This is a genomic window from Trinickia sp. (assembly GCF_036503415.1).
In the GTDB taxonomy this organism is placed as follows: domain Bacteria; phylum Pseudomonadota; class Gammaproteobacteria; order Burkholderiales; family Burkholderiaceae; genus Trinickia.
In genome coordinates this window covers 1-14,459 of record NZ_DASXWY010000023.1, presented here as the reverse complement: position 1 = coordinate 14,459, position 14,459 = coordinate 1, and the positions used below count along the sequence as shown (strand labels likewise).

The 14,459-nt window shown below is 64.7% G+C and carries 13 protein-coding genes; 5 read left to right on the top strand and 8 right to left on the bottom strand.

Annotated elements, in window-relative coordinates; genetic code table 11:
• The 6 genes from VGL01_RS03355 to VGL01_RS03330 form a co-directional block, all read right to left on the bottom strand.
• On the bottom strand, positions 1-1,106 hold a 1,106-nt coding region (locus tag VGL01_RS03355), incomplete at its 3' end, for an NEL-type E3 ubiquitin ligase domain-containing protein (RefSeq protein ID WP_331567055.1).
• 470 nt (positions 1,107-1,576) lie between these two features.
• On the bottom strand, positions 1,577-4,294 hold the full coding sequence (metH, locus tag VGL01_RS03350) for a methionine synthase (RefSeq protein ID WP_331567059.1): 2,718 nt from the start codon (positions 4,292-4,294) through the stop codon (positions 1,577-1,579).
• Between the two features lie 2 nt (positions 4,295-4,296).
• A complete protein-coding gene (locus VGL01_RS03345; protein ID WP_331567053.1) occupies positions 4,297-5,373 on the bottom strand; it encodes a homocysteine S-methyltransferase family protein in 1,077 nt (358 codons plus the stop codon).
• A 192-nt stretch (positions 5,374-5,565) separates the two neighbouring features.
• Entirely contained in the window at positions 5,566-5,823 is a 258-nt protein-coding gene (locus VGL01_RS03340; RefSeq protein ID WP_085227764.1) for a BTH_I0359 family protein, read from the bottom strand.
• Between the two features lie 266 nt (positions 5,824-6,089).
• Positions 6,090-7,280: a DUF3108 domain-containing protein gene (locus VGL01_RS03335; RefSeq protein ID WP_331567051.1), complete on the bottom strand. Its 1,191-nt coding sequence runs from the start codon at positions 7,278-7,280 to the stop codon at positions 6,090-6,092.
• Between the two features lie 132 nt (positions 7,281-7,412).
• Entirely contained in the window at positions 7,413-8,303 is an 891-nt protein-coding gene (locus tag VGL01_RS03330; RefSeq protein WP_331567049.1) for an IclR family transcriptional regulator, read from the bottom strand.
• A 134-nt stretch (positions 8,304-8,437) separates the two neighbouring features.
• Here VGL01_RS03330 and VGL01_RS03325 point away from each other — a divergent pair, with 134 nt between their 5' ends.
• The 5 genes from VGL01_RS03325 to rfaE2 all read left to right on the top strand — a co-directional run bounded on the left by VGL01_RS03325 (position 8,438) and on the right by rfaE2 (position 13,536).
• Entirely contained in the window at positions 8,438-9,436 is a 999-nt protein-coding gene (locus VGL01_RS03325; RefSeq protein WP_331567047.1) for a fumarylacetoacetate hydrolase family protein, read from the top strand.
• A 134-nt stretch (positions 9,437-9,570) separates the two neighbouring features.
• Positions 9,571-10,293, top strand: a complete 723-nt coding sequence (locus tag VGL01_RS03320; RefSeq protein ID WP_331567045.1) for a PhaM family polyhydroxyalkanoate granule multifunctional regulatory protein — start codon at positions 9,571-9,573, stop codon at positions 10,291-10,293.
• A 219-nt stretch (positions 10,294-10,512) separates the two neighbouring features.
• On the top strand, positions 10,513-11,736 hold the full coding sequence (locus VGL01_RS03315; protein ID WP_331567043.1) for a patatin-like phospholipase family protein: 1,224 nt from the start codon (positions 10,513-10,515) through the stop codon (positions 11,734-11,736).
• Between the two features lie 445 nt (positions 11,737-12,181).
• Positions 12,182-13,048 carry a ferritin-like domain-containing protein gene (locus tag VGL01_RS03310; protein ID WP_331567057.1) on the top strand — a complete coding sequence of 289 codons (867 nt, stop codon included), beginning with the start codon at positions 12,182-12,184 and terminating at the stop codon, positions 13,046-13,048.
• Complete coding sequence (gene rfaE2, locus VGL01_RS03305; RefSeq protein WP_331567041.1) at positions 13,048-13,536, top strand: D-glycero-beta-D-manno-heptose 1-phosphate adenylyltransferase; 489 nt, start codon at positions 13,048-13,050, stop codon at positions 13,534-13,536. The genes VGL01_RS03310 and rfaE2 overlap by 1 nt, the downstream gene beginning before the upstream one ends.
• A 78-nt stretch (positions 13,537-13,614) precedes the next feature.
• On the opposite strand, the gene VGL01_RS03300 is transcribed toward rfaE2, so the two are convergent.
• Both VGL01_RS03300 and VGL01_RS03295 read right to left on the bottom strand, forming a co-directional pair.
• Positions 13,615-13,854, bottom strand: a complete 240-nt coding sequence (locus VGL01_RS03300) for a hypothetical protein (protein WP_173255003.1) — start codon at positions 13,852-13,854, stop codon at positions 13,615-13,617.
• Positions 13,855-13,961: 107 nt separating this feature from the next.
• A partial coding sequence (locus VGL01_RS03295) for a type III pantothenate kinase (RefSeq protein WP_331567039.1) occupies positions 13,962-14,459 on the bottom strand: 498 nt, incomplete at its 5' end.

Below are 14,459 nucleotides of genomic sequence, written 5' to 3'. Positions count from 1 at the left end.
GTCTCGAGTGCCGATAGCCGGAATTGGGCGTCCGTCCATTCTCTCAACCCCGTCTCGCCCATCCGTCCGGCCTTGATCTCCGTCAGTACCTTGTGCTTCTGAACGGCGTTGACGATCGACGAAAACCCTTCGGCGACATTGTCCGAGCATGAGCCCAGGGCGTTGACGGACATCGCGAAGACGAATTCGCGCAGTTCGGCATCCTGCGAGATGGCATTCAATACGTCGGTGCCTGCCCGCATCGTCGGGTGATTGTGGAGATTGGGCGTGTTGGTGGTAACTACGTCTTCGAGGGTGCGGGCCAATACTCGGGCAAACGCGCGGGCGCCTACGCCGTCATCGAAACGGCCGGCATCGGGCATCGCGGGCTGGCGCGCAAAATACAGAAAACGGTTGATCTCGGCGCCAAGCGGCCGTTGCTGAGCGTCGATGTCGTCGGATTCCGATCCGATAACCGACGGGATGTCGTTCTCGCTCGAATCGACGCGATGGCCTTCTTCCGCAAGCCCGGTCGGACCGGACGCACGGAGCAACAATCGCTCCACGGGCGCGATCGTTCCCTCGCTGCGCGCATGATAGGCGAGGCGCGACGCCGCCACGTTGCGCAGATCCTCGCTGACGTACGGATCGTCGATCATCTTCATGAAGTTGTTGAACGCAGTGGCATACTCCGGGCGCTCTGCGTCGGCGTAGTACCTGTTGCGCGTCCTGTAAAGCAGGGGCAACGCCACCGGCGCACCCACGATCGTTGCCAGCGGGGCGGCGATATTTCCATACTGCTCGGCCTGGTATTGGACCCGCTGCACCTGACTATGGATGCGCAACCGGGCCTGCTGTACCGACAACCACATGGTCATCGCCTGACGGGCCTCTTCGTCCGAGCCGGACCTGATCGTGAATGCGAGTGCCTGCTCCAGATCCGTGCGTTCCTGTGGCGTCAGCCCTTTCGCATACAGATACTGCTGCGATGCCGATTTCTTGAACAAGCGCTTCTCGCGCTTGGCGGACAAAGCCGACATATGCTGGATACCGTTGTGCACGTCCCAGTAGCTGGGGCTGCTGTCCGTGGCAACGGTCGTGTCGAGGCGTGCGCGCGCCGCCGCCATTGCCGACGAGGAAGCCGCAGGCGTTGGCGAAGCAGCAAGCGTTGGCGAAGCGGCAGGCGTTGACGGCGGGGCTGACGCTGGTGTTCGCGGCGACCTGCGCAAACCGGATAGTGCGCTCAGCATTCCGCTCGCGGAGCGCTGAGCAGGCGATGAGGTGGGCGGCTCAGGCGATGGCGGTTGTGACGGGCTGTGCCGGACAGGCAGCATCGGCGAGGCCGTATCCGTGATCAAGGGACTCGCGGTCGGCGTAAAGTGAAAACGAGACATCGTGTGGCTCCCCTCGGCCGGAAATGGGCGGCCGGCGAGTGCGGTGTTATTGGCCGGCACCGCGGGGGGAAGCCGCTTCACGCTGCCGTTTCCGCAGTACCCAGAACGCGTAAGCTACCGCGTGGCACACCCGGCCTTTGGGGGCTCGACGAAATCCCTCGTCGCTTGGCGAAATGGCGGGCGCCGTCGGGCGGCCCGCCATTTCAGAGCTGCGGCGCGAGCGCCCGCTCGGCGTCGGGCAGGGAGAGGCCCATACGGCGCGCGTAGTCCTCGAGCTGATCCCGGCCGATCTTGCCGACCGAGAAGTAGCGGCTATCCGGATGCGCAAGGTAGAACCCCGACACGCTGGCGGCCGGCAGCATGGCCAGTGAATCGGTGACGCTCATTCCCACTTCTTCTGCTTTGAGCACCCTGAAAAGATCGCGTTTGACGAGGTGATCGGGGCACGCCGGATAACCGGGCGCGGGGCGAATGCCGGTATAGCGCTCGGCGATGAGCGCCTCGTTGTCGAGCGCCTCGTTTGCCGCGTAGCCCCACAGGTCGCGCCGCACACGCGCGTGGAGCGCTTCGGCGAACGCTTCCGCGAGGCGGTCGGCGAGCGCCTTGAGCATGATCGCGCTGTAGTCGTCGAGATCGGCGAGAAACTGCTTTTCCTTGACGTCGACGCCGATGCCGGCCGTGACCGCGAAAAGCCCGATGTAGTCGGCAATGCCCGAATCTTTCGGGGCAATGAAATCGGCAAGCGATCGGTTCGCCCGCATCACGCCGTCGACGACGGGCCGCACGCTTTGCTGACGCAGATTGCGCCAGGTCAGCGCAACTTCGCTGCGCGAGTCGTCGGTATAGATCTCGATATCGTCGTCTCCGACGGTATTGGCCGGCAACAGGGCCAGCACGCCGTTCGCGGTGAGCCAACGGCCCTGGATCAACCGCGCGAGCATGGTCTTCGCATCGGAGAACACGCGCCGCGCCGATTCGCCGACGATCTCGTCGTTGAGGATCGCGGGGTAGGGTCCCGCAAGGTCCCAGGTCTGGAAGAACGGGCCCCAATCGATGTAATTGACGAGTTCGTTTAGATCGTAGTTCTTGACCACGCGCCGCCCGGCGGCTCTGGGCTTGACGGGTTTGAAATGCGCCCAATCGATCTTCGTCTTGTTCGCGCGGGCCGCCGCGAGCGTGACGAGCGGCTGCGTCTTTCGGTTCGCGTGCTGCTGCCTGATCCGCTCGTACTCCGTCTTGATCTCTTCGAGATATCGGGTTGCGCCTTCGTCCGAGAGCAGGCTCGAGGCGACCGACACCGAGCGCGACGCGTCGGGCACGTAGACCACGGGCCCTTCGTAGTGCGGCGCGATCTTGACGGCGGTATGCACGCGCGAGGTGGTGGCGCCGCCAATCAAGAGCGGAATCTTCTTCACGCGGAAATATTCGTCGCGCTGCATTTCGGACGCAACATAGGCCATCTCTTCGAGGCTCGGCGTAATAAGTCCCGACAAGCCGACGATATCGGCGCCTTCGACCTTCGCCTTCGCGAGGATCTCGTTACACGGCACCATGACGCCCATGTTCACGACTTCGAAGTTATTGCACTGAAGCACGACCGAAACGATGTTCTTGCCGATATCGTGGACATCGCCCTTGACGGTGGCGATGACGATCTTGCCCTTCGCACGCACATCGCCGCCGGCTGCGGCCAGCAGCTTTTTTTCCGCTTCGATGAACGGAATCAGATGCGCGACGGCCTGCTTCATGACACGCGCCGATTTCACGACCTGCGGCAGGAACATCTTGCCCTGCCCGAACAGGTCGCCGACGATGTTCATGCCATCCATGAGCGGACCTTCGATCACGTTGATCGGGCGTCCGCCCGCCGCGTCGATTTTCTGGCGCGCCTCTTCCGTGTCTTCGACGATGAACGTGGTGATGCCGAGCACGAGTGCGTGTGCGAGGCGTGCCTCGACGGGCTGGTTGCGCCACTCGAGATTTTCTTCCTTCTTCGCGGCGCCGGTCTTGAATCGATCGGCGATCTCGAGCAGCCGGTCGGTCGCATCGGCGCGGCGATTCAGAATGACATCCTCGACACGCTCGCGAAGCTCGGCGTCGAGATCGGCATACACGCCGAGCTGACCGGCATTGACGATCCCCATGTCCATGCCCGCCTGAATGGCGTGGTAGAGGAACACGGTATGGATGGCTTCGCGCACGGGATCGTTGCCGCGAAACGAGAACGACACGTTCGACACACCGCCGCTCACCTTCGCGTACGGCAGGTTTTGCTTGATCCAGCGCGTTGCCTGGATGAAGTCGACCGCGTAGTTGTTGTGCTCCTCGATGCCCGTTGCCACCGCGAAGATGTTCGGATCGAAGATGATGTCCTCGGGCGGGAAGCCCACTTCATCGACGAGGATCCGGTACGAGCGTGCGCAGATTTGCGTCTTGCGCTCGAAGGTGTCGGCCTGGCCTTGTTCGTCGAAGGCCATGACGACGGCCGCGGCCCCGTAGCGGCGAATGAGACGCGCGTGATGGCGAAAGGCGTCTTCGCCCTCTTTCATCGAGATCGAATTGACGATGGCCTTGCCCTGCACGCACTTCAGGCCTGCTTCGATCACCTCCCACTTCGAGGAATCGATCATGATCGGCACGCGCGCGATGTCGGGCTCCGAGGCGATCAGATTCAGGAAGCGGACCATCGCCGCTTTCGAATCGAGCATCGCCTCGTCCATGTTGATGTCGATGACTTGCGCGCCGTTTTCGACCTGCTGGCGCGCCACCGCAAGCGCCTCGTCGAACTGGCCGTTCAGGATCATGCGCGCGAATGCCTTCGAGCCCGTGACGTTCGTGCGCTCGCCGACATTGATGAAAAGCGCGCCGGTCGAGACGTTGAACGGTTCGAGGCCGGCAAGGCGCATCGTGTGCTCGGTCATGCTCATTCGGCCTTCTCCCGATAGTGGGCCCATGTTCGCGGTTTGACGCCGGCAAGCGCCTTCGCGATCGCCGCGATATGCTCGGGCGTCGTTCCGCAGCAGCCGCCCGCGATATTGACGAGCCCGGCTTCGGCGAATTCCTTCAGCAGTCCCGAAGTATCGGCCGGTGTCTCGTCGAAGCCCGTATCGCTCATGGGATTCGGCAGTCCGGCGTTCGGGTAGCACGAGACGTAGACGTCGCAAAGCTTCGCGAGCTCGGCGATATAAGGCCGCATCAACGCGGCGCCGAGCGCGCAATTCAAACCGAACGTAAGCGGCCTCGCGTGCCGCAGCGAATTCCAGAACGCTTCGACCGTCTGACCCGAGAGAATGCGGCCCGAGGCATCGGTTACCGTGCCCGAGATCATGATCGGCAAGCGCTCGCCGGTGTTTTCGAACAATTCGTCGAGCGCGAAGAGCGCGGCTTTCGCGTTCAGCGTGTCGAAGATCGTTTCGACGAGAAAAAGATCGACCCCGCCCTCGAGCAGCGCTTGCGCCTGCTCGTAGTAGGCGGCGCGCAGTTCGTCGAACGTCACGTTGCGCGCTGCCGGGTCGTTGACGTCGGGCGAGATGCTCGCCGTCTTCGGCGTCGGCCCGATCGCGCCGGCCACGAAGCGCGGTTTGTCGGGCGTCGAGTATTTGTCGCAGGCCGCCCGCGCGAGTTGCGCCGACGCCAGATTCATCTCGCGGGCGAGCGCTTCCATGCCGTAGTCGGCCTGCGCGATGGCTGTGGCACCGAACGTGTTCGTCTCGACGATATCGGCCCCGGCCGCCAGATACTGCTCGTGGATTTCGCTGATGATCTGCGGCTGGGTGATCGAAAGCAGCTCGTTGTTGCCTTTCACGTCGCGCTCGAAATCCTTGAAACGCTCGCCGCGGTAGCGCGCTTCGTCGAGCTTGTAGCGCTGGATCATCGTACCCATGGCCCCATCGAGAATGAGGATGCGCGATGCGAGCAGTGCCGGCAGCGCGTGGGCACGCGTATAGGTCGTTGCGCCGGCCGCGGCGGTGTCGACGGATGGGGCGGCTTGCGAGGTCATGGCTAAAGGGGCGTGAGCCCGAGCACGTTGGGAGCCCGATATTGTAGCGGTTGCGGCTCGACATCGCCGGCACCGCCGGCGCGGGCCCGTGGCGATCGAAAAAGACGAAACCCCCGCCGGCGGATGCCGGACAGGGGTTTGCAGTAGGTTACGGGAGGAGCGGCGCTGCCCGGGCGCGGCTCCGCTCGTACGTCAGTGCAGCACGACGGGCTGGTTCATCAGGCTGTCGAACTGACCGAGGAACTCGTCCACTTCGTCGAGGCTAGGCTCCTCTTCGATCAGCTTGCGGACGTGTTCGCGAAAACGTGCCGCCATCGCGCCGTCGATGAAGATCTCGCGCTGCGTGTTCTTGTCTACGATTTCGTAGCCGCCCGCGTTCATCGCGAGGTGGCCGGCCTGCGGCGCGAACTCGACGACACAATAATTAGGGCTGTTGTAGATCATTTGCATGGCGACACTCCTTATTCCGTTTGGCTCCTGGCCGCTTTCCGCCCTGTAATTGGAGCGTTGTGTATGGAATTTCAAGGGGTGGGTCTTAAACGACGCTTAAACCGTGCAAGAAACATACATCGAATTCGAAACAAAGCGTCGCGGACCTGAAAGTTAGACCCCGGTCATACAAAACGTTCGAGCGGCGAAGGGACATTCGAGGCGTGCAACGTGGGCCCGACCACACTACTCGGATGCGCCCTTCCGCGGCTGCTCAGGCCGCCGGTTTAGGGTTCTTCGCGTGTCGGAACTGGCACCGGCACAACGTCGGGCCGCTCGCCCGTCGTCATCTGTGCGGATGCATTTTCCGCGCCTGGCGCGGCGAGCGGGCCCCGCCAGACGAGTTCGATCCGCGTACCGTTCGGCTCAGTCTGCGTAATTCTTGCCGGCAACCAGCCGAGCGCAGGCGCGAGCCAGACATCGATGCGGCGCATGTCGCCGGCGTGCCGAGGCGCCCGGGTGAAGTGCCGCGCGCCGATGTAACCGGCGGCGGTACGCACGGTTTCGTCGCCGACTGTCTCGATCGGCCAGGTTTCGCCGCTATCGTCGTCGGCTACATAGAAATTGCGTGTCACGCCCGGCCGGTAAGCATCGGGATTGCCGCGCACGAGACTGGCGAGCTGCATCACCATGCTGAAGCGGTCCTGCGCGCCGTCGGGCAACGCCAGTGTTGCGCTCGTGCGCGTGAAAGCGATGCGGTGGGCCGTGCGATCGAAAGTGGTCACTTGCTCCGGGCGTCGGCCGCGACGCTCGACATAGCGCTCCGGCGCGAGCCCGAAGGCATCGATGCGCCCCTCGCTGGCATAAGTGAACGTGCCGACGAACGGCAGAGGCACGGAGACCACTATCTGATAGCCGGTGGCATCGCTCGTCCACTGGATCGTGCCAGGCGCGTTTTGCACGCCGTTGTAAAACGTGTCGTAGTTCAGATTGCCCGACGGCGGCACCGAAAATTTCACTCCGACCGCTTTGTCCTGTGCCGTGCCGGCGCCGTCGGCCGACGCGCCGCCGGCCGCAGTCGTTGCCGATGCGTTGCCCTGTCTCGTGCTCGCCGCGGTGGCGGCGTCCGCGCTCGGACTCTGCGCGGCGGCTCGCGGTGCGTCTGGCGCGATGGACTGCAGCACGTGCTGCGGTGCTTTTTCGCGCCGAACACGCGCTGCGCGCGGCGCCGCCGGTGTGCGCGTGGCACCGGGAGCCGGCTCACGCGCGATGCGCTCGGGCGTAAGGAGCGCGACCTCGACGGGCGGCTTCGCGATATCGGGCGCAAATGCATCGCGATGGCGGACTAGCCAGAGCGCGGCTATGGCATGCGCCAGCACGACGCCGGCCGCCACGAGGCCCCAGCGCCATGGCCGCGACGGCAGCGTCGCGGCGCCCGGCAGCGCTTGAGACGAATCGGCGGCGTAACGGAGTGGCATGGCGATCCAGCGCAAAAGTCAGATGAAACGAGGTGCGGCGCAATGCAGGCTTTAGCGTGCAGAACGACGCTTCGGCGCATCCCGAGGTCCCGTTCGACCGGCATTCGCCGCAACGTGTTCCGGCGGTTGCGACTACCGCGGCTCGGCGCTGTACCCGAGCTCGTACGAGAGCCTGTGCGCGCAGCTTCGCAGCGCGGAAGCAATCTGGCCCTGCCACGAAATGTCGAAAGTGCCTTCGTGGCCGAGCGCAATGAGCCCGAGAGCGAGCCCGCCCGTCGAATCGAACACGGGCATGCAAAACGCATCGATCATCGGCAGCAGCAATCCTTCGACGCGCGCCCCGCCATGCGTTCGTATATCGGCGAGCAAGCGCTCGAGCTCCTCGCGCGTGCGCGGCCCCGAACCGGGGGGTGAGCGCCGCGCGACGGATAGTTCGCGCTCGATGAGCCGCTCCGTTTTGCCGCGCGGCAAATATGCAGCGAAAAGCAGGCCCGTGGCCGAGCCGATCAGCGGCATGACATCGCCGAGCTTCAGCGCGGCCTTGGCGGGCCGACTCGATTCGATCCAGTGCACGACCGTCGGCCCCAGATTACCCCAGACGGCGATGCCCAGCGTCGCGTCGAGCGCTTCATGAAGCTCGGCCAGCGCGATGCGCGCGAGCTTCACGCCGTCGATGCGGGCAAGCCGCGCGAGCCCCATTTGCAGCGCGAAGCCGCCGAGTTCGTAGCGTCCCGTGAGCGGATCCTGGGCGACGACGCCGAGTCGCACGAAGCTCACCAGATAGCGGTGGGCCTTCGCCGGACTCATTTCCGCGCGGCTCGCAAGGTCGCGCAGCATCATCGCGCGGGGCGCCTGCGTCAGCACGTCGAGCAGCCGGAAGCCGACTTCGATCGATTGAATTCCGGCACGCGCCTTCTCTTCGGTCTCGGGCGTGTCGTCGGGCGGATCGCCGGAGTGGCCCTGACCGCCGGACGCGGCCGTGCGCGCATTGGAATCTTCAGGGATGATCGAGGGAGCGGACATATGGCCTGAAACCTGTGCGGCGCATGATCGGAGCGATCAGGACGATAGGGACGCTGGACGATAAGGCGCCGTTGCGGATTCACCATCGTAAAATAGATTTCCTCCATCGTCACTACAACGATTTCCATCCACTCATGAAACTTGCCACGCTCAAGGACGGTTCGCGCGACGGTCAATTGATCGTCGTCTCGCGCGATCTGCGCACGGCCTCGATTGCCGACGCCATTGCGCCCACGCTGCAGCGCGCGCTCGACGACTGGCCGTTTTACGCGCCGCAGCTTGCCGAGCGTTACGACGCCCTCAATCAGGGCCGCGCGCGCAACACTTTCGCGTTCGAGCCCAAAGACTGCATGGCACCGCTGCCGCGCGCCTATCAATGGGCCGACGCTTCCGCCTACGTGAATCACGTGGAACTCGTGCGCCGCGCGCGCGGTGCGGAGATGCCGCCCGAGTTCTGGACCGACCCGCTGATGTATCAAGGCGGCAGCGACGATTTGCTGGGGCCTTGCGACGACATCGTGTGTCCGTCCGAGTCGTTCGGTATCGACTTCGAGGCCGAGGTGGCCGTCGTCACAGGCGATGTGCCCATGGGTACCGCCCCCGACGCCGCGCTGCGCGCGGTGCGGCTCGTGATGCTCGCGAACGATGTGTCGCTGCGCAATCTGATTCCCCCCGAGCTAGCGAAAGGATTCGGCTTCTTTCAAAGCAAGCCGGCCACTTCGTTTTCGCCCGTGGCCGTGACGCCCGACGAGCTTGGCCAACATTGGCGCGACGGACGGCTGCATCTGCCGATGATCGTGCATTGGAACGGCAAGAAGGTAGGACAGCCCGAAGCGGGCACCGACATGGTGTTTCACTTCGGGCAGTTGATTGCGCACGCGACGAAAACGCGTAACCTGCGAGCGGGCGCGATCGTCGGCTCGGGCACGGTATCGAACAAGGATGCCCAGCGCGGCTATTGCTGTATCTCCGAGAAACGCTGCCTAGAGACGATTGCCGACGGCGCCCCTGTCACCGAGTTCATGCGATATGGCGACACGGTCAGAATCGAGATGTTCGACGAGCCGGGCCGCTCGATCTTCGGCGCGATCGAGCAATCCGTCGCGCCGCTCGATGCCGCTGCCGCGGCTTGATCCGGCGTTCTGGCTGCCGTCGTGTTTGCCGCGCCGGGTTTCGCCCGATGCATGCGGCAGACAAGCAGCCTACACTGATGGCGGCGCGCGGGGCGCGTCCCGATAACCGATAGACGTTGAGAGGCTAGACGCAAATGACCGATAACCAAGGCGACCAGCCGTTTCCCGGGTTCCCGGGTTTTCCGCCCGCCGAGATGCTCGACAAGATGTGGAGCATGATGCGCCTCAACCCGTTCGGCTCGGCGTTTCCCGGCTCGCAGCCGGGTACCGCGCAGGGCTTTCCTTCGCCGCTTTCGGCGATGTCGGACATGATGACGCCGCTCACGAACGTCGAAGAGCTCGATAAACGCATCACCGATCTGCGTGCCGTCGAACAGTGGCTCAAGCTCAATCTGAACATGCTGCAGTCCGCGATTCAGGGGCTCGAGGTGCAGCGCGCCACGCTCTCCACGCTGCGCGCGTTCGGCGCGTTTGCGCAGGCGTCGATGACGCAGCCCGCGGCCGGCGAGGCATCGGCCGCATCGGCGGCATCGACAAAGCCCTCGGGCGCCGGCAGCGCACCGCGCGAGGAAAGCGCGGGTGCGAAGGAGGACGAGGCAGCGAGCGATGCCGGCGCGTTCGACCCGACGGCCTGGTGGAACATGCTGCAGTCTCAGTTCAACCAGCTCGCATCGTTCGCGGTGTCGCAGCCCGGCGCGGCGCCGGACGCGAAGCCAGACGGCCGGGGCGATGCGGCGGCCGGTGCGCGCAAGACGGCGACCGGCGGCTCGGCGAAGACTGGCGCGAAGAGTTCGGCCAAGCGGAGCTCGACGCGCAAACCGGCCGGCGGCGCCCCGGCTTCGGCGAACGAAAAGTAGACGCTCGCGGGACCGTACGAGGCGCGCGTGGGGTAACGCGGCGCACGACTTGCAGGAGCTGCATGAAAGCGCCGGTAAAGAAGTGAGAGAACAAGCCGATAAACCCGCTAATGAGAGACCCAACGGCGGGCCGAATGGCGGGAAGGCGGTTGACGTGGCAATAGCAGGCGGACGGAACGCATCGATGGGCGTGCATGGGGCGCTCGGCAAGGAGGCGCCGTGCGGCTCGCGCTCGTTTTGATGGGAGGCGGCGCGCGAGCCGCCTATCAGGCGGGCGCGCTAAAGGCGTTGGCCGAGCTCACGCGCGAGGTCGATCCCGATCGGCGCACGATCGCGTTTCCAGTCGTTTGCGGCACCTCGGCCGGTGCCATCAATGCGGCTTCCATAGCGAGCCATGCCGACGATTTTGCCGAAGGGGTCGAGCGGCTCGTCGATTTCTGGTCCCATATCAGCGCCCGGCAGGTCTATCGGACGGACTGGCGCGGCGTCGCGGCGGCCGGCGCGCGCTGGCTCGCGGCGATGAGCATCGGTTGGGCGGTTCATCAAGCGCCGCGGGGGCTCTTCGACAACAGCCCGCTCGCCGAGCTTTTGGCCCACGGACTCGACTTCTCGCGCATCGGCGCCGCGCTCGAATCGCGCGCGCTGCATGCGCTGTCGATCTCCGCGCTCAGTTATTCGAGCGGCCGGCATCTGACTTTTTACCAGGCCGCCGAGCCGATCCAACAGTGGCGGCGCGCGCAGCGCTCGGCGGCCATGGTGAAGCTCGGCCCCGAGCATCTGCTCGCGTCTTCGGCTATTCCATTCCTTTTTCCGGCCGTCCCGCTGCCGCTCGATGGGCGCATCGAGTATTTCGGCGACGGATCGATTCGCCAGATCGCACCGCTCAGCCCGGCCATCCATTTCGGGGCCGAGCGCATCATCGTGCTCGGCGCCGCCGCACCGCGGCCCGAAGTGCCGGTTGCACCGGGTGCGGCGACCGGCTATCCGACGCTGGCGCAGATCGGCCAGCAGGTGATGGCCAGCGTGTTTCTCGATTCGATCGGTGCCGATATCGAGCGTATCGAGCACATCAACCGGATGATTCTTCACCTGCCGCATCAGATCGAGCCTGCGAGCGGATGGCGCCATATCGAGGTACTTGCCATCGCGCCGTCCGAGCGCATCGAGTTGCTCGCCGCACGGCATTTGAAGCGGCTGCCGCTGACCGTGCGTGGACTGCTCGGCGCCGTAGGGGGCAATCGCGCTGCCGGCGCGTCGTTCGCGAGCTACCTGCTTTTCGAGGCCGAATTCGCGAGCGAGCTGCTCGAGCTCGGCTACCGCGACACGCTGGCCCATAGCGAGCAACTGCGCGCGTGGATTGCGGCCGCGAATCACCGCGGCGTGCGTGCGAGCCCACCGCCTGCGAACGCGCCGATGCACGAAAGCGGCGACGCTGCGCGTTGAGCGCGATCCGCATCGTGTGGATGCGACGGTTTGCGCGGAGGCCGGATCGCGTCAGGGCGGCCTCCAAATGCCCCGCTGGCGGGCGGCGCCATGCTATCATTCCAAAGCTTTCGATCTTGTGGGCGATACCGAAAACCATGATCGCGGCAGTCCGTTGAGCCGCCGTCCGCCGGGTACACGAAAGGAAAGGCTCGGCGCCAGGGCGATGCCCCGCTCGACATCCGGCGGCCGACATCGACGGGCGTCGATAGGCCGTCCTGGCGGGCGGACTGCCGGGCCGATGCCGTGGGCTCGTGACTTGAGCTCGATCAACGATCGGCCAACATTACCGCGTAAAATAGTGAATTTGGCTGCTTCGATGTGCTCATTGGTGCATTTGCAGCAATAGTTGAGTGGACGACTGACGAGTCGCAATGGGCAGACGAGGGGTGGGAAGATGAACACCATGCTTTATCCGGAACTTTATAAATCGCTCGAATCGGTTCGATGGGACATGGAAAAGGACATCCCCTGGGACACGTTCGATGCCTCGTTGCTGACCGACGAGCAGGCGGCCACGATCAAGATGAACGCGATCACCGAGTGGTCGGCGCTGCCCGCGACCGAGATGTTCCTGCGCGACAATCATCACGACAGCGATTTTTCGGCGTTCATGAGCGTGTGGTTCTTCGAGGAGCAAAAGCATTCGCTCGTTCTAATGGAATACCTGCGGCGTTTCCGCCCCGAACTGGTACCGAGCGAGGAAGAGCTGCATGCCGTGCGATTCCAATTCGATCCCGCGCCGCCGCTCGAAACGCTGATGCTGCACTTTTGCGGCGAGATTCGCCTCAATCACTGGTATCGCCGCGCGGCCGAGTGGCATACCGAGCCCGTCATCAAGCACATCTACGAGACCATCTCGCGTGACGAGGCGCGTCATGGCGGTGCGTACTTGCGGTATATGAAAAAGGCGCTCACCAATTGTGGCGACGTGGCACGTGCCGCATTCGCCAAGATCGGCGTGCTGATGGCGTCGGCCCGCCGCACCGAAAAGCCGCTGCACCCGACCAACCTGCACGTCAATCGCGACCTGTTCCCGCGCGACACGATCCAATCGCGTCTTCCCGATCCCGAATGGCTCGAGCGCTGGCTCGACGAGCAGATCCGTTTCGACGACGGCTGGGAGAAGAAGGTCGTCGAGCGCATCCTGCACAACCTGTCGATCCTGTTCGAACGCACGTTCACGACGGCGCAGGACCTCAATCGCTATCGCAAGGAAGTCGCGGCGCGTTTGCAGTCGCAACAAGGCTCGGCCGAGCAGCAACCGGCCTGATGAGCGCTTCCTTCGAGCGCAAGATCGTCACGCGTGAAGCACTGGCCGCACGCCGCGCGACGCTGGCGGCGCCCGTGGTATTCACGAACGGCGTCTTCGACATTCTTCATCGCGGCCACGTGACCTATCTCGCGCAAGCGAAGGCGCTTGGCGCGTGCCTCATCGTCGGCGTGAACAGCGATGCATCGGTCCGCATGCTCGGCAAGGGCGACGATCGCCCGATCAATCGGGAAGTCGACCGCATGGCTTTGCTGGCCGCGCTCGAAAGCGTGGACTGGGTCGTGACGTTCGAGGAAAAAACGCCGATCGATCTGATCGCGGCGCTGCATCCCGACATCCTGGTGAAGGGCGGCGATTACGACATGGACACGCTACCCGAATCGGCGCTCGTGCGCGGCTGGGGAGGGCGTGCGCTGGCGATCCCGTTCGAGCACGACCGCTCGACCACAGCGCTGTTGACGAGGGTCCGCGCGCAATCCGGCGCGTAGTCCGGCAGTCGTTTCCAGTACATCTGGCTCGTGTCGCGCTGCCGACCGCAGCAAACGACCACAAGCGAATCACACACGTCATCGCCCGAGCGGCGTCGCCGCAACCAGCGGCGCCGGTGCAGGGGTTCCGACAACGGCTTGCTCGCCCGCGTCGGCGGCCGTGATCGGATGCGCCTGCAGCCATTCGGGGTGAACCTGCCGGTTCAGGTGGCCGGGCTCGAGCGGCCCGGATGCCGGCAGGCGGCCGAGCATGCCGCTCGCGAAGCCAAAGGCGAGCACATTGGCTAGTAAAAGAATGACGATCAGCCAGCGCAACATTGCCTGTCTCCCTCGTAGTCGAACTTGAACGATCGCAAAAGCCGCAGGCTCCCAGCGTGCCCGCGCCGCGCGCCGCATCGCGCGCTCGGCTTTCTCCTAACTTTCTCCTATGCGGAACCCTCGGCCGCAATGAGCGCCAGCCCCGAGAGCACCAGCGAATCGTGGCGCGTGCATGGGACGTTCAGCGCGCGCGCGATCGTATCGGCTGCGCCTCCGCCGAGCACGAGCCGCACCGGCGCGTTCCAGGCCCGCGCGAGTTCGTGCCAGGCACGCTCGACGAGGGCCGTCTGCGCCAGCAGCGAGCCCGCCGAAATGGCCTGCGGCGTGTCCGTCGCGAACCACTCGCGAGCGTGAGCCGTGCTGGACCTGGACGGCTCCTGTACGGAATGGGCCGCGAGTATCGGTAGTTGCGCCGTGTGTTCGCCCAGCGAGCGCATCATCAACGACCAACCCGGCGCAATGAGGCCTCCCGTGAACATGCCGTCCGCGCGCAGCGCCTCGAGCGTCGTCGCAGTCCCGAGCGTTGCGATCAGCAGATCTTCGCCGGGAAAGGCCGCGCGCGCGCCGATCATCGCCGCCCAGCGGTCGCTGCCCAGGCGCGCCGG